General features: G+C 60.9%; 16 protein-coding genes and 1 tRNA gene. 12 read left to right on the top strand and 5 right to left on the bottom strand.

Annotation, left to right across the window (positions count from 1 at the left end; all coding sequences use genetic code 11):
• Positions 1–106: 106 nt before the first annotated feature.
• From GPK89_RS03465 to GPK89_RS03445, 5 genes are all read left to right on the top strand, one after another.
• Positions 107–2,980: a DUF7601 domain-containing protein gene (locus GPK89_RS03465; protein ID WP_215691598.1), complete on the top strand. Its 2,874-nt coding sequence runs from the start codon at positions 107–109 to the stop codon at positions 2,978–2,980.
• Between the two features lie 3 nt (positions 2,981–2,983).
• Positions 2,984–3,499, top strand: a complete 516-nt coding sequence (gene lepB, locus GPK89_RS03460; RefSeq protein ID WP_215691597.1) for a signal peptidase I — start codon at positions 2,984–2,986, stop codon at positions 3,497–3,499.
• A 71-nt stretch (positions 3,500–3,570) separates the two neighbouring features.
• Positions 3,571–4,659: a DUF7601 domain-containing protein gene (locus GPK89_RS03455; protein ID WP_215691596.1), complete on the top strand. Its 1,089-nt coding sequence runs from the start codon at positions 3,571–3,573 to the stop codon at positions 4,657–4,659.
• Complete coding sequence (gene srtB, locus GPK89_RS03450; RefSeq protein ID WP_215691652.1) at positions 4,659–5,426, top strand: class B sortase; 768 nt, start codon at positions 4,659–4,661, stop codon at positions 5,424–5,426. Before GPK89_RS03455 ends, srtB begins: the two co-directional genes overlap by 1 nt.
• Positions 5,423–6,061: a Spy0128 family protein gene (locus GPK89_RS03445; RefSeq protein WP_215691595.1), complete on the top strand. Its 639-nt coding sequence runs from the start codon at positions 5,423–5,425 to the stop codon at positions 6,059–6,061. Before srtB ends, GPK89_RS03445 begins: the two co-directional genes overlap by 4 nt.
• A gap of 117 nt (positions 6,062–6,178) precedes the next feature.
• Here the strand turns inward: GPK89_RS03445 and GPK89_RS03440 are convergent.
• Positions 6,179–6,255, bottom strand: a tRNA-Arg gene (locus GPK89_RS03440).
• 387 nt (positions 6,256–6,642) lie between these two features.
• Here GPK89_RS03440 and GPK89_RS03435 point away from each other — a divergent pair.
• The 6 genes from GPK89_RS03435 (at position 6,643) to GPK89_RS03410 (ending at position 14,662) form a co-directional block, all read left to right on the top strand.
• A complete protein-coding gene (locus GPK89_RS03435) occupies positions 6,643–7,560 on the top strand; it encodes an ABC transporter permease (RefSeq protein ID WP_215691594.1) in 918 nt (305 codons plus the stop codon).
• A gap of 15 nt (positions 7,561–7,575) precedes the next feature.
• Positions 7,576–8,625: an ABC transporter permease gene (locus GPK89_RS03430; RefSeq protein ID WP_215691593.1), complete on the top strand. Its 1,050-nt coding sequence runs from the start codon at positions 7,576–7,578 to the stop codon at positions 8,623–8,625.
• A gap of 19 nt (positions 8,626–8,644) precedes the next feature.
• Complete coding sequence (locus tag GPK89_RS03425) at positions 8,645–9,646, top strand: ABC transporter ATP-binding protein (RefSeq protein WP_215691592.1); 1,002 nt, start codon at positions 8,645–8,647, stop codon at positions 9,644–9,646.
• A complete protein-coding gene (locus tag GPK89_RS03420) occupies positions 9,643–10,632 on the top strand; it encodes an ABC transporter ATP-binding protein (RefSeq protein ID WP_215691591.1) in 990 nt (329 codons plus the stop codon). The genes GPK89_RS03425 and GPK89_RS03420 overlap by 4 nt, the downstream gene beginning before the upstream one ends.
• Before the next feature lie 364 nt (positions 10,633–10,996).
• Positions 10,997–12,730, top strand: a complete 1,734-nt coding sequence (locus GPK89_RS03415; protein WP_215691590.1) for a peptide ABC transporter substrate-binding protein — start codon at positions 10,997–10,999, stop codon at positions 12,728–12,730.
• 210 nt (positions 12,731–12,940) lie between these two features.
• Entirely contained in the window at positions 12,941–14,662 is a 1,722-nt protein-coding gene (locus tag GPK89_RS03410; protein ID WP_215691589.1) for a peptide ABC transporter substrate-binding protein, read from the top strand.
• Between the two features lie 268 nt (positions 14,663–14,930).
• On the opposite strand, the gene argF is transcribed toward GPK89_RS03410, so the two are convergent.
• The gene (argF, locus tag GPK89_RS03405) at positions 14,931–15,917 is read right to left on the bottom strand and encodes an ornithine carbamoyltransferase (protein ID WP_215691588.1); all 987 of its coding nucleotides are present in this window, start codon (positions 15,915–15,917) and stop codon (positions 14,931–14,933) included.
• Between the two features lie 162 nt (positions 15,918–16,079).
• Here argF and GPK89_RS03400 point away from each other — a divergent pair, with 162 nt between their 5' ends.
• Positions 16,080–17,318, top strand: a complete 1,239-nt coding sequence (locus GPK89_RS03400; protein WP_215691587.1) for a DNA polymerase Y family protein — start codon at positions 16,080–16,082, stop codon at positions 17,316–17,318.
• An 86-nt stretch (positions 17,319–17,404) separates the two neighbouring features.
• On the opposite strand, the gene GPK89_RS03395 is transcribed toward GPK89_RS03400, so the two are convergent.
• From GPK89_RS03395 to GPK89_RS03385, 3 genes are all read right to left on the bottom strand, one after another.
• Positions 17,405–18,004, bottom strand: coding sequence for a hypothetical protein (locus GPK89_RS03395; protein ID WP_215691586.1), 600 nt, complete (start codon positions 18,002–18,004; stop codon positions 17,405–17,407).
• Positions 18,001–18,561 carry an RNA polymerase sigma factor gene (locus tag GPK89_RS03390; protein WP_215691585.1) on the bottom strand — a complete coding sequence of 187 codons (561 nt, stop codon included), beginning with the start codon at positions 18,559–18,561 and terminating at the stop codon, positions 18,001–18,003. The genes GPK89_RS03395 and GPK89_RS03390 overlap by 4 nt, the downstream gene beginning before the upstream one ends.
• Before the next feature lie 116 nt (positions 18,562–18,677).
• On the bottom strand, positions 18,678–19,619 hold the full coding sequence (locus GPK89_RS03385; RefSeq protein WP_215691584.1) for a magnesium transporter CorA family protein: 942 nt from the start codon (positions 19,617–19,619) through the stop codon (positions 18,678–18,680).
• Positions 19,620–20,057: the final 438 nt, after the last annotated feature.

The raw sequence follows: 20,057 nt of genomic DNA, 5'->3' as shown, positions 1-20,057 counted from the left end.
CACATCCACGCACCTCGACGCCTTTTGCGGGGCGGGGGCTGTATACTCCAAAGCGATCCCTGTGGGGGACAACCCCCATGGGAGACTGTGTGAGGAGGAACAGCATATGAGAAAACGTCTGTTGGCTGTGTTTCTGGCCTGCTGTATGGCGGCAAGCACGGCCAGCACAGTGTTCGCGGCGGACGATCTGCCCGCCCTGGCCGAGCTGCCCGCCGTGGCTGCCCCGGCTGACCCTGACCCGCCTGCGGCGGAAGAAGTCGTGGTCGAGACCGAAGTGCCCGACCCCACGGCGGAACCGGCTCCGGAAACCACCGAAACCCCGCCGGACTCTGCTGCCGAGCCGACCCCGGAACCCATGCCCACCGAGGCCCCTGCCCCGGAGCCGACAGCCGAGACAACACCCGAGCCGACGGCGGAACCTGCCCCCGAACCGACGGAACCGCCCATCCCGGACCCCACCGCCGCGCCAACCCAGGCCCCGGCTGGCCCGGAGCCGACGGTGGCCCCAACGCCGCAGCCTACCGCTGCGCCGCTGCCTACCGTGCCCCCCGCGCCCACGGCCAGCCCGGCACCGCAGCCCACGGCCAGCCCGGTTTCACAGCAGACTGCGGAGGAGACGAAATATGCCGCCGTGCTGGCAGCGCCTATACCAGAGCCGACGGCCGTGCCCCTTGTAGTGGACACGCTGGAAGTACAGGACACCATCAGCACAGACGGCTGCTTTACCGCTGTCGTCAACGGCAGCGCGGAACGGCAGGACGTGACCTACACCTGGTACCGCAGCCACGATGGCCAGAACTGGGAGCAGGTCACGCCGCGCATCTGCACCGGCAGCGAGTGGAACATCACCGAGGGCGGCGAGCACAAGCTGAACGCCGCCATTGATTCCTGCATCGCCAATGTCGGCCCTACCGAGCGGCTGTATTACAAAGTGGAAGTCACCGGCTTCAACGGTACTAAGGCGGCCGAAGCCCGTGTGCCCTACCATTTGCAGCTGCAAAACGGCAGCTTTGAAAGCCCGAGCCTGCACAGCATGGCGGTGGAGCATACCCGGACCGGCGTGCTTTCCTACGCACCGGAGGACAAAGAGCAGACCATAAAAAGCCATTTTGCCCAGTTGGCGGACACCACACAGGGGCTTGTATGGCACACGACGGGCCTGTACTACCACTGGACGGACGAGGAAGAAACACGCGCCGATAAAACCCAGTGGGCCAACTACATAGAAATTGTAGACGGAACCAACCACAACTATAATGACGACTTAGAAAACAACGACCCCAGGGTCAGCTACAACACCCGCAGCGCCCAGGACGGCAATCAGTTCGCCGAGCTGAACTGCGAAGCCTACGGTGCGCTCTATCAGGATGTGCTGACCGTGCCCGGCTCCACGCTGAACTGGTCGCTGGCCCACAAGGGCCGCAACGGCGCGGACACGATGGTGCTGCTGATCGCGCCGGTCACGGTGGCCGAAGCAATCACCAAAACGCTGACTGCCGCCGCCCAGAACGAGGCTAAAGACAGTGTGCGCAATGCCCTGAACGATCTGGTCGAGTACAACGGCCAGAAGGTGCCCATCAGCACTTTTATGGTCGGCGGCGAAATGACCGATGGCGTCGTCAACTGGGCAACACACAAGGGCACATACCAGGTCCCTGGCGGGCAGTATGTGAGCCGCTTCTTTTTCCTGGCGGTGCAAACCCAGGACGACAAGCGCACCGAGGGCAATCTGCTGGACAACGTCTGGTTCAGCACCAACCCTGCCCCGGCGGTGGCGGGCCGCGCAAATCTGACCATCCGCAAAACCATAACGGGCGGCCTGACTGCCGAGGAGCTGACCGCCGCGCGGGCAAACCTGACGTTCACCGTGGCGAACCAGAACGGTACGGTCGCGACGATCCACGGTGCGGATATGACCGTGGACAGTGCTGACCCCACCCGCAGCCGCTATACCCTGACCGACCTGCCGCTGACCAGCGACGACGGCAGCGTAAACTACACCTACACTGTGGAAGAGACTGGCCACGATGCCCCGGCGGGCCTGCTCTACCTGGGCACCCAGGCGGCGGTGAACGGTGACAATGAGCAGACAGGCACAAGCCTGGCGGACATTACGCTGACCACAAGCGCCGACACGACTGCAGAGTTCCGCAACATCTACGCCCGCCCCACCGGCAGCCTGCACCTGACCAAGGCTGTGGCCGACGAGGCGCAGCAAGCGGAAGCCGACGCAGTGACGAACACCTTCACGGTCAGCAGCCTGCCCATCGGCAGCTATACACTGCAATTTGATGATGGTACGACCGAAACGCGGGAACTAACGGCGGGCGGCGCGCTGACCATTGCGCTGAAGGGCCTCACCGGCGTGACGCTGAAAGACATCCCGGTCAACCGCTATACCGTGACCGAGACGGCCCACCCCGACCTGGCAAACTACTACTGCACGACCACCGCCGACGATGCCGCGGCCGAAGTGCAGGTCATGTCCGGCCAGACGGCAGAAGTGACCATCACGAACAGCTATGCGCCGTTCCTGACGCTGACCATCACCAAGCAGGTGACAGGCGGTCTGGGCGACGCCCGCCGTGAGTTTCCCTTCACGGCCACGGTCGCCGGCCAGGCCATCACCGCCGCCAGCGCCTATGTGACGAAAGGGGAAGGCGCGGCCCTGACCGGGAGCGGCTTCACGCTGCGCCACCGGGGCAGCATCACCATCGGCCACCTGCGCCCGGGGGATGCCTTCACCGTGACCGAAACCGACAACACCGGTTATGAGACGAGCTTCGACCTTGATGGCAGCGTCGAGGTCGGCACCAGCGGCGGGGGAACCCTGGGCGCACAGAGCGCCACGCTTACCTGTGTCAACAACAAGGACGGCGCACCGCCCACGGGATTTGGCCCGGACACGGCCCCGGCAGTTTGGATGCTGCTCTGCGCCCTGCTGGGCTTGGTCTGCCTGCGCCGCCGCAAGGGGGCGTGACCTATGGAGCCGCAGACCCGGCGCCGGGCAGCCTGGGCGGATATCCGGGAGTTTCTTGTGCGGGCCGGGGCGTTGGCCGCGCTGCTGGTCATGCTGTTCGGCGTCGTGTTCGGGCTGTACATCCAGCCCGATGCCGCGATGCACCCGCATTTGAAGCCCGGCGACCTGCTGCTGTTTTACCGGCTGCCCCGCAGCTGCACGGCAGGGGAGGTCGTTGTCTTTACCAAGGATGGCCAGCGCCGCACAGGCCGGGTCGCGGCCCGGGGCGGCGACACGGTGGAAGTGACCGACGCGGCGGCGCTTGTCATCAACGGCAGCACGGTGGCGGAGCCTGATATCTACGAAGAAACGCCGAAATATGACAGCAACGTGACCTACCCGCTGACCCTGGCCGACGGCGAATATTTTATATTATGCGACGCCCGCGCAGGCGCCCGCGACAGCCGCTGGTTCGGCCCGGTGCAGGCAGGGGAGATACAGGGCCGCGTGATCGCTGTATTGCGGCGGAATGGGATATAAAGGGGCGGCCTTGCCGCTGCCGTCCGCCTTTCCTTCCGAGCCATCCATCACATAAAAACGAGGTACTTACCATGAACACCATCAAACTTTCTGCCGCTCTCACCGCTGCTGTGCTGGCCGGGGCGCTGTCCACGGCGGCCTATGCAGCCGATGCCGAAAGACCTGCCAGCCGCATCACGGTCGGCGGCGGCAGCATCATCCTTAAAAAGGCCATCAACCTGGACAAAGCCCCCGGCGCGGGCGGCATCAAGGGCACGATCACTTTCAACGTGGCCCCAGGCCAGGATGGCGACCTGCCCCAGGCCCACACCGCGGACGAAATGCTCGGCACGGCGGATCAGCTTGCCAGTACCACGGCCACGGCGGAATTTACCGCCGATGCCCAAGGAAAAGCCAACACCGAGAGCAATGTGACCGTTGATTTCAATATGGACAAGTTCACAAAGCCCGGCATCTACTACTACCGTCTGACCGAGCAGGCCCACGGCATCAGCGGTCTGTCCACCGCGCCGCTCTACCTGCTGAAGGTCAGCGTCGCCAATGAGAGCGAGGCCGAGCCGGATGGACAGCACTTCAAGCTGGAGTATGCCATCCTGGCCGAGAAAGAGACCGGCACAAAAGCCGAGCTCGTCACCAACGAGTACACGACCCACAGCCTGACCGTGACCAAGCGGCTGGCGGGTGACTTTGCCAGCTATGGCGACAGCTTTGACTTTACGCTGCATATCACAGATCCTGACACCGAAAACCATATGACGTCGGTGACGCTGCGCACCGGCCAGGCAGACGACGAGCTGAGCGGCCCCGGCACGGTGTATACCCTGGAGAACGGCGAGAAGGAGATCAAGGTGACTCTCAAGGGCAACGAGCAGTTGGAAGTAACCGGCCTGCCCGAGGGCGCGACCTATACCATCGATGAGAGCGGCACCGACGCGGCGAAATATACCTCGACCACCTGGGTGTTCCCCGGCGGCACCGGGACAGGCACCAGCCTGGGCCGGCAGACCATCGGTACGGCAGACGCGGCCATCACGGTCACGAACATCCGTGACGCGGTCACGCCCACCGGCCTGCTGTTGGATGCTGCGCCCTACGGCGCTATGCTGGCCCTGGCGGTGGGCAGCGGTGCGGTGGTGTTCCGCAAGCGCCGCTGTGATTGATGCTTTCCGCAGCGGCACACCTGGCCCGGCTGGGCAGTGCGGTGGTCAGCGCCCTGGCAGCCGTGCTGATGGCGGTGCTGCTGGCTTTCGGCGGGTTCGCCCTCTGGCAGGACGCAGCCGTCAGCCGGGGCGCATTTGCCAGCGCGGACCTGCTGCAATATAAGCCCGCCGACAAGAACACTGCTGCCCCGACACTGGCCGAATTGCAGGCGCTGAACCCCGACGTCTGCGGCTGGCTGACCATCGACGGCACCCACATCGACTACCCGCTTGTGCAGGGCGCGACGAATATGGACTACATCAACCGCGACGTCTACGGCGAATTTTCGCTGTCGGGGGCGGTGTTTCTGGACAGCCGCAGCAAGGCGGATTTCAGCGACGGGTATTCCATTGTCTACGCCCACCATATGGAGAATGGCGCAATGTTCGGCGATGTATCGAAGTTTGTGCAGGCAGACTACTTTGCGGCGCACCCTTCCGGCAGTCTGATACTGCCCGATGCAGCGTATGAGATCGAGCTGTTTGTCTGCCTGGAGGCAGACGCCTACGACGCGGAGATTTACGCTGTGGAGCGCTACACCGCCGACACTGCCGCCTTGCTTGACGCGGTGCAGGCCCGGGCTGTGCAGCAGCGGGCGCTGGATGTGGGCTCGCAGGACAGGCTGATCGCCCTGTCCACCTGCGCCGGGGCCGAGACGAACGGCCGTGTGGTGCTGCTGGGACGGCTGCGCCCGGCAACTTTGGATGAAGGAGATGAAACACAATGAGTTTTGGCAAAACGACCCTGCGGCGCTGGCTGCCCGCGGCGGCGCTGGTGCTGGCGCTGCTCTGCCCGCTGCCGGTCTTTGCGGCGCGGGCGGGGGCCGAGATCCCGGTGACGGTGCGCACCGACGGCGCAGCCTGCGACACGGTGTACACGGTGGAGATCACCCCGCTGGATAACGCCCCGGCACCGGCCCAGACCAGCGTGCAGGTCAAGGGCGGCGGCACGGTGTATTTTACCGGCCTGACCTTTGACGCGCCGGGGGATTACCGCTATAAGCTGGCCCAGGTAAAAGGCCGCGCCGCCGATACGACCTACGACGGCCGCACCTACACTGTGACGGTGCGGGTGATGACCGCCGCCGACGGTAGCCTTGATACCGAACTGTGGGCGGTGCGCAGCGGCAGAACTGCTAAAGCGGCGGGGGTGGTGTTCACCAACCGCTATGACTCGCCCACCCCGGCGGCCACGGCCACACATGCGCCGAGCGCCGCGCCGATGCCGCGCCCCATAAAAAACACGGCCCGCCCGGTGGGGGCCCTGCCCCGGACCGGGGATGCTTTCCCGCTGGAGGCACTGGCCGCGCTGCTCTGCGCGGGCGTAGTGGGCTTTGGCACAGCCTGGAACAAACGCAGATAGTCAGATAGTATATAATTAAGGAAGGCCCCGGCAGTTTGCAGCTGCCGGGGCACTTGCTTTGCAGGGGAAACCTGACTATAATAAACAAAAAAGGTCACTTGCAAATGCAAGTGACCTTGGTGCGCCGGAAGGGACTCGAACCCCCGACCTTCTGATTCGTAGTCAGACACTCTATCCAGCTGAGCTACCGGCGCATATTCTCTTGGCGTTCTCGCCGGAGAACGTGTTTTATTATAGCGCCGGCGGTGGGGAAAGTCAAGCGGTTTTTCAAAAAAACTCAAAAAAATCCGCAAATGGGCATCTTTACCGAAAATTTGCAGCTAAACGCGCGGCTTTTCGGCTGTTTGTCGTTGCCAGGAGCGCGACAGAGAATTGACAAATACTTTGCAACATTTTATAATATTCATAGATTTTGGATTACGAACGATGGTGTTTGCAATCGCAGCCGCCATCGGCTTTTTTATTCTCTTTCGTGTCCACAGTGTACGCACAAATGCGCGTGCACAGTACAGAACATTAAACAGATAAACCAGAATCGACCCCAATTTGTATTCCATTAAGAAACGGAGTGGCACTAAACCATGGCGAAGTACATCGTCAAGCGCGTGGCAATGGGCATTTTCAGCGTGTTCATCGTCGCGACCCTTACCTTTTTCATCATGAACCTGGTCCCCGGCGGCCCGTTCGTGGCGGAAAAGTCCATCAGTAAAGCAGCCCAGCAGGCTCTGGCCGAAAAATACGGCCTGGACAAGCCCCTGGGTGTGCAGTACCTCAACTACATGAACAGCCTTGTCCACGGCGATATGGGCCTGAGCCTGAAACAGCGCGGCCGTACCGTCAACCAGATCATCTTCTCCAAGCTGCCTGTGTCTGCCCGCACCGCCGGTCTGGCCGTTCTGGTCGCCCTGTGCGTTGGCATTCCGCTGGGCTGTCTGTCTGCGTATAACCGAGGAAAATGGGCTGACAACCTTATTATTGTCTTCGCCACCTGCGGCATCGCTATCCCGAGCTTTATTTCCAGCGTCGTGCTGCTTTACACCTTCGGCATGAATCTGAAAATTTTGCCCACCGTCGGTTTGAATGAGCCGGCGGCCTACATCATGCCCGTGACGGCGCTGGCTATTTACCCCACCGCCTACATCACCCGCCTGATGCGTTCCAGTCTGCTGGACGTCATGGGTCAGGATTACATGCGCACCGCCCGCGCCAAGGGCGTTTCCAGCGTGAAGATCCTGTTCAAGCACGCCCTGCGCAACGCCATCCTGCCTGTTGTCACCTATGTCGGCCCCATGCTGGCAGGTCTGATGACCGGTTCCTTTGTTGTCGAAAAGATCTTCTCCATCCCCGGCCTGGGCCGTGACTTCGTGTCTGCCATCACCAACCGTGACTACATGATGATCATGGGCACCACGATTCTGCTGGCGACCCTCGTCATTGTTGCCAACGTCATCGTTGACATCCTGTACAAGATCATCGACCCGCGCATCAAGCTGAAGTAAGGAGGAGCAGACAAAATGGAAAATCTGAAAAAGAATCCGTTGAGCCTGCAACTCAACGTGGAAGATTTCGCCCCCGCATCCAACGACGAGAAGAAGAGCCTTGTTATCATGCGTGAGAGCGTCAACTTCTGGAAGGACGGCATGCGCCGCCTGAAGAAAAACAAGATCGCCATGGTCAGCCTGGTGGTCATCCTGCTGATTGCCTTCATGGCCTACATTCTGCCCAGCTTCTGGCCGTACAGCTACGAGCAGCAGATCAAGGGCAGCAACAACCTGGCTCCGTTTGAGTATTCTGCCGCGGAGCAGAAGCTCATCGACCAGGGCGAGAACGTATTCCCCCACATTTTGGGCACCGACCGTATGGGCCGTGACTTTGCCGTGCGTGTCATGATGGGCACCCGCGTCTCCCTGTCCGTCGGCCTGCTGGCCTCTGTGCTGGTCCTGCTCATCGGTGCGACCTACGGCGCTATCTCCGCATTTGCGGGCGGCTGGGTCGATAACATCATGATGCGCATTACCGATATTCTCTACACCATCCCCGACATCCTGCTCATTATCCTGCTGGCTATGGCCATCAAGGAACCGCTGGAAGCGCTGGCGACCAAGCCCGGCTTTGGCTGGATGCAGACCCTCGGCCCCAATATGGTGTCCATCTTCATCATCTTCGCGCTGCTGTATTGGGTCGGCATGGCGCGTATCGTCCGCTCCCAGGTCCTGACGCTGAAAGAGAGCGAGTATGTCACCGCTGCCCGCGCACTGGGCGCATCCGGCGGCCGCATCATCAAAAAGCACCTGCTGACCAACTGCATGGGTACCCTGATCGTCACCACCACCCTGCAGATCCCGTCCTCCATCTTCACCGAGAGCTACCTGAGCTTCCTCGGCCTGGGCGTTGCTGCGCCTATGCCGTCCTTGGGCTCTCTGGCAACCGACGCCGTCAAGGGCATGAACACCTACCCGGTGCTGCTGATCGCCCCCGCGCTGATGATCAGCGTTATGATCCTGGTCTTTAACCTGTTCGGCGATGGCCTGCGCGACGCATTTGACCCGAAACTGAAGAGCTGAGAGGGGAGGAGAAGCAAACATGAGCGAGAAAATTCTTGAAATCAAGGACGAACGCCTGTCCTTCTTCACCCCCGCGGGCGAAGTCAAAGCGCTGAACGGCGTGTCCTTCAGCATGAACCAGGGCGACGTGCTGGGCATCGTCGGCGAGTCCGGCTCCGGCAAGTCTGTCACGGCGTATTCCATCATGGGCCTGACCGCTTACCCCGGCCGTCTGGTCGGCGGCACGGTGTGGTTCAACGGCCACCAGATCGACAAAATGACCGAGAAGGAGTTCCGCAAGATCCGCGGCAACGAGGTCTCCATCATCTTCCAGGACCCTATGACGAGTCTGAACCCGGTGTACACCATCGGCAACCAGATCGTCGAGGTCATCCTGCTGCACACCAAAAAGACCAAGCAGGAAGCCTGGGCCCGCGCTAAGGAGCTGCTGGAGCTGGTCGGCATCAACGAGCCGGACCGCCGCCTAAAGCAGTACCCCCACGAGCTGTCCGGCGGTATGCGCCAGCGTGTTATGATCGCCATTGCGCTGGCCTGCGAGCCAAAGCTGCTGATCGCTGACGAGCCGACCACCGCGCTGGACGTCACGATCCAGGCGCAGATCCTTGAGCTGATGAACGACCTGCGCCACAAGCTGGGTATGTCCATCATCATGATCACCCATGACCTGGGTGTTGTCGCCCAGATGTGCGAGAAGATCGCCGTCATGTACGCCGGTCACATCGTCGAGTACGGCACCACCGACGAGATTTTCTACAATCCCCAGCACGAGTACACCAAGGGCCTGATCAACTCCATCCCCAAGCTGAACGCCGAGGAGAAGGAACGCTTGGTGCCCATCGAGGGCCAGCCGGTCGACCTGCTGAATCCGCCTGCGGGCTGCCCCTTCGCGCCGCGCTGCAAGAGCTGCATGAAGATCTGCCTGAATAAGATGCCGCCCAAAACCGAATTGAGCGACACCCATTACACCTATTGCTGGCTGCGCCAGAAAGAAGAATTTGAGAAAGGGGGCAAAGCCGAATGAGCGAGAATCTTGTTGAAGTAAAGCATTTGCAGCAGTACTTCCCGGCCGGCGGCGTGGGCAAGAAAAAGCAGTATGTGCAGGCTGTCGATGACGTCAGCTTTGCCATCCGCAAGGGCGAGACCCTGGGTCTGGTCGGCGAATCCGGCTGCGGCAAGACCACCACCGGCCGCACCCTGCTGCGTTTGTATGAACCGACGGACGGCACCATCATCTATGACGGCAAGGTGCTGTTTGACAAGAAAAAGAAGATCGCGGTGGATATGCTGCCCTACCGCCGCCGTATGCAGATCGTGTTCCAGGACCCCTACGCGAGCCTGGACCCCCGCATGACCATCGGTGATATCGTCGGTGAGGGCATCGACATCCACCACCTGTGCGCCAACGCCAAGGAGCGTCACGACAAGATCATCTCCCTGCTGGAGCGTGTCGGCCTGAACAGTGAGCACGCCAACCGCTACCCGCACGAGTTCTCCGGCGGTCAGCGTCAGCGTGTCGGCATCGCCCGTGCGCTGGCTGTGGACCCTGAGTTCATCGTCTGCGACGAGCCTGTCTCCGCGCTGGATGTCTCAATTCAGGCACAGGTCGTCAATATGTTTGAGGATCTGCAGCAGGAGATGGGGCTGACCTACCTCTTTATTGCGCACGACCTGAGCGTTGTCAAGCACATTTCCAACCGCATCGGCGTTATGTATCTGGGCAAGCTGGTCGAGCTGGCCGACAGCTTTGAGCTGATCGCCCACAGCGTCCACCCCTACACCCGCAGCCTGATCTCGGCCATTCCGGTGGCTGACCCCGTGATGGCCCGCCAGAGCCACCGCATTGTGCTGCAGGGCGATGTGCCCAGTCCGCTGAACCCGCCGAGCGGCTGCCGTTTCCGCACCCGCTGCCCCTACGCCGATGAGCGCTGCGCTGCCGAGGTGCCGGAGTTCAAGGAGGTCAGCAGCGGCCATTGGGCAGCCTGCCACCATCTGGATAAGGTAAAATAAGTAGGGGGGGCGGCGTCCTCGACACCCCTGCAACCTGCTGGACGGCGGCCGTGAGGGCCTTTGGACGATTCTGTCCGCTGACTGACTTCACTCGGCCTGAAATTTATACATATGCAAGGCGGTCAGCCGTGGCCGCCTTGCGTTTTAAGCAAAATTGTATGCGACAGAGAGACATCTATCTGCGACACACAGAATTGTCCACGGTGGAGATACAAACGGATTTTCTATCAAAACAGTTACAAAAATTACAGAACACTTGCAAATGCCGCTTTAGAGTGGTAAAGTATAAATATTCACTCCGTTGGGGGCGCTGCCCCCGAGGGGGATTGGGTATAAAGTATAATGAATTTGGAGGGTATTTCACATGAAGATGAAGAACGTTGCTGCCGTGGCTATGGCCGGCTGCATGGCTGCTTCTCTCGCTGCCTGCGGCGGCTCTGCCAGCACCGCAGCCTCCACCGAGACCAGCACCGCTGCATCCACCGAAGCTGCGACCAGCGAAGCCACCGAGGCTACCGGCGACGCTACCGGTTTCACTGTCCAGCTCGGACCTAACCCCGAGACCCTGGACCCCGCGCTGAACAGCTCTATCGATGGTGCCAACACCATCATCACCACCTTTGAGCCGCTGCTGCTCATCGACGAGAACAACGAGGTTGTTCCCGGCCAGGCAGAGCTGCCCGAGGTCTCCGAGGATGGCCTGACCTGGACCTTCACCATGAAGGACGGCCTGAAGTGGAGCGACGGCTCCGACCTGACTGCGAAGGACTTTGAGTACTCCTTCAAGCGTCTGGCCTGCCCCGACACCGCAGCCCCCTACGGCGAGACCGTTGTCGGCATGATCGACGGCTATAAGGATGCCATCGGCAACCCCGATGCGGACGGCAACACCACCACCGATCCCGACTGGGATGCCCTGAACGTCCACGCCAGCGAGGACGGCAAGACCCTGACCGTCCAGCTGTCCTATCCCTGCTCCTACTTCGATAAGCTCTGCGCCTTCGCGGCTATGAGCCCCGTGCAGCAGGCTACTGTTGAGGCCAACGGCGATGCCTGGTGCACGCAGCCTGACACCTTCGTCTGCAACGGCCCCTACATGATCAGCGATTGGATCCCCTCCGAGCGTATTGTTCTGTCCAAGAACCCGAACTACGTCGGCGGCTGGGATTCCTCCAAGATCGTTTCCGACACCATCACCCTGCTCCTGCTCGAGGACTCCAGCGCTGCTTACGCCGCCTACAACAGCGGTGAGGCACAGCTCATCAAGGACGTCCCCACCGATGAGATCCCCAGCCTGACCAAGGCCGAGGACGGCGGCGACTTCTACGTTGACACCATCCTGGGCACCTACTACATCTCTCTGAACGACCAGCGTGAGCCGTTCACGGATGCCAAGGTCCGCAAGGCTCTGAGCCTGGCCATCGACCGTGAGTATGTTGCCGGCACCATCATGCAGGGCACCTACGAGCCTGCTTATAACTTTGTCGGCCCCGGCATCGTCGATGAGACTGGTATGTTCTATGACAACGCCAACGGCGGCGAGCGCTACATCAGCGACGACTATGACGCCAACCTCGAGGAGGCCAAGCAGCTGATGGCCGACGCTGGTTACCCGAACGGCGAGGGCTTCCCCACCATCGAGTACAGCGCCAACGACGCCGGCTACCACATCCCCGTTGCTGAGTACGTCCAGCAGGCCTGGGGCGAGCTGGGCATCACCGTCAACATCAACAAGGTCGAGTGGGCCAGCTTCCTGCCGATGCGCCGCGCCGGTGACTACGACGTCAGCCGTAACGGCTGGGTCATGGACTATAACGATCCTTCCAACATGATCGAGCTGTTCACCACCACCAACGGCAACAACGATGGTAAGTACAGCAACCCCGAGTTCGATGCCGCCATCGAAGCCTCCAAGGTCGCCGATAAGAGCGTCCACTTCCAGAAGCTGCACGAGGCCGAGGACATCCTGATGGAGGATGCCGGTGCGATCCCCGTTGCTTACTACACCGACTTCTGGCTGCAGAGCCCCTCTCTGAAGGGCACCTGGCACAGCCCCTACGGCTACTGGTACCTGCAGTACGGTTATGTTGAGCAGTAACTAACCTTTATAAAGGGCACGACCTGTTAAAAGGCCGTGCCTTTTTTTGTTGGTGAGGCTTCCTCTTGGGGAAGGCAAAACCGTTACAAAACAGTAACATATCGTTGCCGAACTTGCAATCCTGTGTTGCGCGTATTATAATAGTCAATGTTCGCCTGTCACGGACAGACAACGAGTGTAAGAAAGATCCATCAGGAGGATACAAGCAACATGAAGAACAAGAGAATCATCGCCGCGGCGATGGCTGCCGGCATGGCAGTTTCTCTGGTAGCCTGCGGTTCTTCCGCAAGCACCACTGACACCAACGGCAGCGCCGATACTGCCACCACCGAGGCTGCTGACGCCGCCACCGGCGAGGGCACCGGCTTCACCGTCCAGCTCGGCCCCAACCCCGAGACCCTGGACCCGGCCCTGAACGCTGCCGTCGACGGCGGCAACACCCTCATCACCATCGAGGAGCCCCTGCTCATCATCGACGAGAACAACGAAATCCAGCCCGGTCAGGCCGAGAGCTACGAAGTCAGCGATGACGGCTTGGTCTGGACCTTCCATCTGCGCGACGGCCTGAAGTGGAGCGACGGTTCCGATTTGACCGCCGCCGACTTCGAGTACAGCTTCAAGCGTCTGGCCTGCCCCGACACCGCCGCCCCCTATGCTGAGACGGTTGTCGGCATGATCGACGGCTATCAGGATGCCATCGGCAACCCCGATGCGGACGGCAACACCACCACCGATCCCGACTGGGATGCCCTGAACGTCGTTGCCAGCGAGGACGGTAAGGACCTGACCATCACCCTGAGCTATCCCTGCTCCTACTTTGACAAGCTGGCCGCTTTCGTCGCCACTTCACCCGTGCAGCAGGCCACTGTGGAGGCCAACGGCGACGCCTGGTGCACCGAGCCCGACACCTACGTCTGCAACGGCCCCTACATGATCACCGAGTGGACTCCCTCCGAGCGTATTGTTCTGTCCAAGAACCCGAACTACGTCGGCGGCTGGGATTCCTCCAAGATCGTTTCTGACACCATCACCCTGCTTCTGCTCGAGGATTCCAGCGCTGCCTACGCCGCCTACAACAGCGGTGAGGCACAGCTCGTCAAGGACGTCCCCACCGATGAGATCCCCAGCCTGACCAGGGCCGAGGACGGCGGCGACTTCTATCTCGATGAGATCATGGGCACCTATTACATCTCCCTGAACGATCAGAAGGAGCCGTTCACCGACCCCAATGTCCGCAAGGCTATGTCTCTGGCCATTGACCGCGACTACGTTGCCAACACCATCATGCAGGGCATCTACACCCCCGCCACTGCGCTGGTTGGCCCCGGCATCGTGGACAACGAGGGCTACTTCATGGACAATGCCAACGGCGGCAAGCCCTACATCGGCGACGACTACGAGGCCAACCTCGAGGAGGCCAAGCAGCTGATGGCCGAGGCCGGCTACCCGGACGGCGAGGGCTTCCCGGTTGTTGAGTACAGCGCCAACGACGCCGGCTACCACATCCCTGTTGCTGAGTACGTCCAGCAGGCCTGGGGCGAGCTGGGCATCACCGTCAACATCAACAAGGTCGAGTGGGCCAGCTTCCTGCCGATGCGCCGCGCCGGTGACTATGACATCAGCCGCAACGGCTGGTCCATGGACTACAACGACCCCTCCAACATGCTGGAGCTGTTCACCACCAACAACGGCAACAACGACGGCAAGTACGCCAACCCCGACTTCGACAAGGTCATCGAGGAGTCCCGCGTTGCCGACAAGGCTACCCACTTTGAGAAGCTGCACGAGGCCGAGGACATGCTGATGGCCGACGCCGCCTGCATCCCCGTTGCGTACTACAACGACTTCTGGCTGCAGAGCCCCTCTCTGAAGGGCACCTGGCACAGCCCCTACGGCTACTGGTACCTGCAGTATGGTTATGTTGAGGAGTAATTCTTTATAAATGGAAAGGCACGTCCTGCGTTGGACGTGCCTTTTTCTGTGTCTGGCTTCCCCCTTGGGGCTGCGCCCGCAGGCGCGTGTCGGAGCGCAACCGCCGTAGGCGGCTCTTAGCGCGGAGACTGAAGCTGTCAGCGGCCCCGCCCGCTGACTGATGAGGAAAAACCTTACCATTGTCGCCCGCAATCGGGTTGCCACGGCAAACTTTGCCCCTCATCCGGCCCTGCGGGGCCACCTTCCCCCACAGGGGAAGGCTTGGGACTCACGCCCCCAGCGTTGCCGCCATCACGGCTTTGATGGTATGCATTCTGTTCTCGGCCTCCTGGAATACGATGGACTGCGGGCCGTTGAATACCTCGTCGGTCACTTCCATGGCGTCGCGGCCAAATTTCTCGCCCATTTCCTTGCCCACGGCGGTCTTGTGGTCGTGGTAGGCGGGCAGGCAGTGCATGAACACGGCGGTGCCCTTGGCCTTCGCCATCAGCTGCGCGTTGACTTGGTAGGGGGCCAGGGCATTGATACGCTCCTCCCACACTTCCACCGGCTCACCCATGCTGACCCACACATCAGTGTAGACCACATCGGCCCCGGCCACAGCGTCGGTATCCTCGGAAAGTGTGATGCTGCCGCCGCTCAGGCGGGCAAACTCCCGGCATTTGGCGACCAGCTCGGGGTTCGGCCAGTAGGCTTTGGGTGCGCAGGCCACAAAATGCAGGCCCATCTTCGCGCAGCCGATCATCAGGCTGTTGCCCATGTTGTAGCGGGCGTCGCCCATGTAGGCAAATTTCAGGCCCTGCAGCTTGCCGAAATGTTCACGCAGCGTCAAAAAGTCGGCCAGGATCTGGGTGGGGTGGTACTCGTTCGTCAGGCCGTTCCACACCGGCACGCTGGCGTACTTGGCAAGCTCTTCCACAATGGCCTGGCCGTAGCCGCGGTACTCGATGCCCTCAAACATACCGGAGAGCACCTGCGCCGTGTCGGCGATGGACTCCTTTTTGCCGATCTGGCTGCCGGTGGGGTCCAGGTAGGTGGTGCCCATCCCTAAGTCGTGGGCCGCGACCTCGAACGAGCAGCGGGTGCGGGTGGAGGTCTTTTCAAAAATCAGCGCCACGTTTTTGCCGCGCAGCGTATCGTGGGGAATGCCCGCCTTTTTCTTGGCTTTCAGCTCGGCCGCCAGGTCCAGCAGGCCGCCAATCTCAGCCGGGGTAAAGTCCAACAGCGTCAAAAAATCATGTCCTACGAGGTCCATATGGTTGCTCCTTTTGTAAATATACGTATTATCTGTATAAATATACATATGATTATACCACGTTTGCAGGCTATGTGCAAGAGCGAGTTTGTGGTATAATCTTTATAAAGGCTTCCCCCTCGGGGAGAAGGCAAAGAGAATGGAAAGGAGGCCGCCTCACCCATGCCCAAAATCTACTTCCATGTCGATGTCAACTCGGCCTTCCTCTCATGGTCGGCGCTTAAATCGCTGCAGGACGGCGGAACCGTCGACCTGCGCACCATCCCCGCCGTTGTGGGCGGCGACGAGGCCAAGCGCCACGGCGTTGTGCTGGCCAAAAGCGCCCCTGCGAAAAAATTCGGCATCCAGACAGGGGAGAGCCTTTTCGCCGCCCGCGCCAAGTGCCCGGGGCTGACCATCGTGCCGCCGGACTTTGACTTCTACGTCAAAAACAGCAAGGCACTGATTGCTATTTTGAACGACTACACCCCGGATGTTGAACAATACAGCATCGACGAGGCCTTCCTTGACATGACCGGCACCGAGGCGCTGTTCGGCCCGCCGCTGACCGCCGCCCACACCATCCGCCGCCGTGTGCGCCGGGAGCTGGGCTTCACGGTCAATGTCGGCATCGCGCCCAACCGCCTGCTTGCCAAAATGGCCTCCGACTTTGAAAAGCCCGACAAGGTCCATACCTTATATAGATACGAGGTCGAAAAGAAGATGTGGCCGCTGCCGGTGGGCGATCTGTTCGGTGTCGGCCCCAGTGCGGCCAAGCGGCTGAACGGTTGCGGGGTCTACACCATCGGCGATTTCGCCAAGCTCGACCGCGAGACGGCGGTGGGGCTGTTCGGCACCCGGGGCGATACGCTGTGGAACTACGCCAACGGCCGCGAGTCTGACCCGGTGACGAAGCAGGGCAGCCGTGACAACAGCTACGGCAACAGCGTAACGATGCCCCGGGACTTGCCCCGGCCCGAGGACGCCGACGCCACGATGCTGGCGCTCTGTGATTCGGTGGGCCGCCGCCTGCGGGCCGACGGCAAGACCGCCCGCGTGGTGACGGTGCAGCTGGTGGATAACGCCTTTCGCCGCACCAGCCACCAGACGACACTGCCCAATCCGACGAACTCCACCGACCGGCTCTATCACGTCGCCACCGAGTTGATGCGCCAGATGTGGCCCGCGCGCCCGGTGCGGCTGGTGGGTGTCAGCGCCGAAAAAACCAGCGAGGACAACTTTGAGCAGATGGACCTGTTCACGGATGCCGCCCGCATCGACAAGCAGGAAAAGCTCGACCGCGCCGCAGACGCCCTGCGGAAAAAGTTCGGCGGTGCCGCCGTGACCCGCGCCAAACTGCTGACCCCCGAGACCCGCAAACCCGAAGCCCTGAGCGCCGCCAAAGAGCGGGATAAAAAATGACCCATGGAGACGGTGGCTGCCTCTCATGGGTCATTTGTACTTTGTGTGAGCATGGCTTCCCCCAAAGGGGAAGGCGAGTAGAACCCTCAATTCGCCTCAAACTCGCAATATTCCCCGTCGATCTCCACGACCACGGCGTTGTCCCCGGTCACCCAGTACGAATACCCCGTGCCAAAATTCGAGCACCTGTCTGTCTCAGGGAATGCGTCTCTGTCGACGCTGTCGGAGATCACGCCGTCCGGGTCGCGGTTAGCGATGAAATCAATCACCTTCGGCGACTCAAAATAACGCACGCCGTCGATCTGCACGCACCGTGCCAGGCCCAGTGCGATAGACGACTCGGCAGAATCCTTTGTTGCCCCCTCCTTGGCGGCCGCGTCCCCATTGTCTGCCTGCAGCGCAGCGGCGCTCAGCATTGGTACATCCGGTGCGGGGGCAATCTCGGCGGCTTCCTCCGGGGCGTCGTCGGCAAAGGCAGCGGCTTCGCTGGTCATGTTGGCTTTGCGGAATCCGTCACTCTGCCACACGGCCACGCCGCCCAGGAAAATGCACGCGCACGCCGCCACCGACACCAGCTGCCGCCAGTATACCGGCGGTTTGCGGCGCTTTTTCAACGGCGCGTCGGCGGCCAAAATCAGGTCATCGTCCACATGGCCGATGGCCTCAAACAATTCACGTTCTGTCACAGCGCGGCACCCCTTTCCTGTAAGTATGCGGACAGCTTGCCGCGCGTGCGGTGCAGCGTCACCCGCACCTTGCTCTCGGTCAGACCGTACCGCGCGGCAATATCTGCCGTGGCGTCGCAATACCAATAGCGGCGCAAAAATATATTGCGTGTTTCTTCCGGCAAAGTGCGCAGAAAATCGCTGATGATCCGTCCGGTTTCGGCGGCGTCAAAACTGTCCTCCACGCCGCCCGGCGCGGCGACGCACTCAGCCAGCTCGTCCAGCGGGGCACAGGTCTGTCCGCTGCCACGCTTCTGGGCCGATGCCTTGTCAAAGCGATCCAGCGCCAGATTCCGCGTGATGCGCCCCAGGTACGGCGCCAGCCGCGCGGGGCGGTTGGTGGGCATACTGTTCCACGCGGCCAGCCAGGTGTCGTTCTCGCATTCTTCGGCGTCGTGGGCGCTGTGCAGAATGTTGTCGGCAATTTTGCGGCAGTACGTGCCGAACTTGGCCGCCGTCTCGGCCAGTGCCTGCTCGTCCCGGGCCCAGTACAGGTCCACGATCAAAGCGTCCTCCATGGTTTTGACCTCCTTTATATATAAGGTAGGGATTTGCCCTGCAAATGTTACACAAAACGCCTGCTTTTTGCGGCAGGCGTTACATTTTTGTGGGGGTGCACTTGTGTGTGCCCGCCTTACAACATATGCTTTTTGTGCAGCACCCACGCCGCAAACACGCACAAAGCCAGCGTCAGCGCCAGCACAATGGCAAACCCGGCGGTGGTGTTGGCAAACGGCATACCGTCGGACTGGACGTTCATGCCGTACAAACCGCTGATAACGGTGGGCACGGCCATCAACAGGGTGATGCTGGTCAGGTATTTCATGGCGTTGTTCAGGCGGTTGTCCAAAATCGAGCTGAACAGCTCTCGTGTGCCCTTGATATCGTCGCGGTAGATGCTGGTCATCTCAATGGCCTGGCGAATTTCGACGATAACGTCGTCCAGCAATTCGCGGTCGTCGGGGTACTGCTCCAGCCGCTTGTAGCGGGTCAGGCGGTCCAGCACCGTGGCGTTGGCGCGCAGACTGGTGGCAAAGTAGACCAGCGTGGATTCCAGCGCGTGCAGCTCCATCAGGTCGCTGTCCTTCAGCTCTCCGGCAAGATTCTTCTCAATGGCCTGGCGGCGGCGGTCGATGAGCCGCAGTTCCTGCTGATACATAGTGGCGGCGCGGTACAAAAGCTGGTAGACGAACCGCATCTTCTTTCGCGTTGAGAACCCCTTGACACGGCAGGCGGCGAAATCGCCGACCACGGCGGTATCAGCGGAGCAGACCGTGACGATCAGCTCCTGCGTCAGCAGGATGCCCAGGGGGATGGTGGTGTACACGCCCTCGCTCGCGCCATCCACCTTGATGGGGATGTCCACGATGATGACGGTGTAGCCGTCCTCCAGGCTGATACGCGCCGATTCCTCGGGGTCGGTCGCCGCGACGATATCGGTAGGCTCGATGTCCAGTGTTGCCGCTACCCGGCGCACTTCCTCATCGGTGGGGCTGGTCAGGCAGATCCACGCCCCCTCGCTCATATCATCGACCCGCGTCAGCTGCTTGTCCTGCGTGCGGTAAATCTTCATCATGGCTCGTTCCACCCATACATTATTATAGTATCAGTATAAAGCTTTTCCGCACGATGCGCAAGCAGATATTTTCCCCCGATGCACCCCGCAACCAAACCCTTTACGGCAACCACTCACCCAACGGCCCACCCGTAGGGGCGGCATATATGCCGCCCGCGCACCCTGCCCGCATCACCAACTTTCCCCCATCTGTTGCGCCGTAGGGGCCGGGCATGCCCGGTCCTCCGCCTTGCCTATACCACCCAATTTCCCCTCAAATGCCCCTTCTGAAAAAAATCCAAAAAACTTTTAAAAACCCTATTGACATTTTTGGTTGGACAGGCTATAATATACAAGCTGTCACGGAGACGCGACAGCACAGCAGGACCTTGAAAATTGAACAAAACTGAAACTTGTGGAACCTTGAACGTGGGTTTGGAAACCCACGATAATCAATTC

This window comes from Gemmiger formicilis, from assembly GCF_018784445.1.
Lineage (GTDB): Bacteria > Bacillota > Clostridia > Oscillospirales > Ruminococcaceae > Gemmiger.
The sequence above is the reverse complement of the archived record's forward strand: the minus strand, read 5'-3'. Positions and strand labels throughout refer to the sequence as shown.

What these genes read in the sequence shown, in the direction of transcription:
- GPK89_RS03465 (WP_215691598.1), top strand. Translation starts at nt 107, where the DNA reads ATGAGAAAACGTCTGTTGGCTGTGTTTCTGGCCTGCTGTATGGCGGCA.
- lepB (WP_215691597.1), top strand. Translation starts at nt 2,984, where the DNA reads ATGGAGCCGCAGACCCGGCGCCGGGCAGCCTGGGCGGATATCCGGGAG.
- GPK89_RS03455 (WP_215691596.1), top strand. Translation starts at nt 3,571, where the DNA reads ATGAACACCATCAAACTTTCTGCCGCTCTCACCGCTGCTGTGCTGGCC.
- srtB (WP_215691652.1), top strand. Translation starts at nt 4,659, where the DNA reads ATGCTTTCCGCAGCGGCACACCTGGCCCGGCTGGGCAGTGCGGTGGTC.
- GPK89_RS03445 (WP_215691595.1), top strand. Translation starts at nt 5,423, where the DNA reads ATGAGTTTTGGCAAAACGACCCTGCGGCGCTGGCTGCCCGCGGCGGCG.
- GPK89_RS03435 (WP_215691594.1), top strand. Translation starts at nt 6,643, where the DNA reads ATGGCGAAGTACATCGTCAAGCGCGTGGCAATGGGCATTTTCAGCGTG.
- GPK89_RS03430 (WP_215691593.1), top strand. Translation starts at nt 7,576, where the DNA reads ATGGAAAATCTGAAAAAGAATCCGTTGAGCCTGCAACTCAACGTGGAA.
- GPK89_RS03425 (WP_215691592.1), top strand. Translation starts at nt 8,645, where the DNA reads ATGAGCGAGAAAATTCTTGAAATCAAGGACGAACGCCTGTCCTTCTTC.
- GPK89_RS03420 (WP_215691591.1), top strand. Translation starts at nt 9,643, where the DNA reads ATGAGCGAGAATCTTGTTGAAGTAAAGCATTTGCAGCAGTACTTCCCG.
- GPK89_RS03415 (WP_215691590.1), top strand. Translation starts at nt 10,997, where the DNA reads ATGAAGATGAAGAACGTTGCTGCCGTGGCTATGGCCGGCTGCATGGCT.
- GPK89_RS03410 (WP_215691589.1), top strand. Translation starts at nt 12,941, where the DNA reads ATGAAGAACAAGAGAATCATCGCCGCGGCGATGGCTGCCGGCATGGCA.
- argF (WP_215691588.1), bottom strand. Translation starts at nt 15,917, where the DNA reads ATGGACCTCGTAGGACATGATTTTTTGACGCTGTTGGACTTTACCCCG.
- GPK89_RS03400 (WP_215691587.1), top strand. Translation starts at nt 16,080, where the DNA reads ATGCCCAAAATCTACTTCCATGTCGATGTCAACTCGGCCTTCCTCTCA.
- GPK89_RS03390 (WP_215691585.1), bottom strand. Translation starts at nt 18,561, where the DNA reads ATGGAGGACGCTTTGATCGTGGACCTGTACTGGGCCCGGGACGAGCAG.
- GPK89_RS03385 (WP_215691584.1), bottom strand. Translation starts at nt 19,619, where the DNA reads ATGATGAAGATTTACCGCACGCAGGACAAGCAGCTGACGCGGGTCGAT.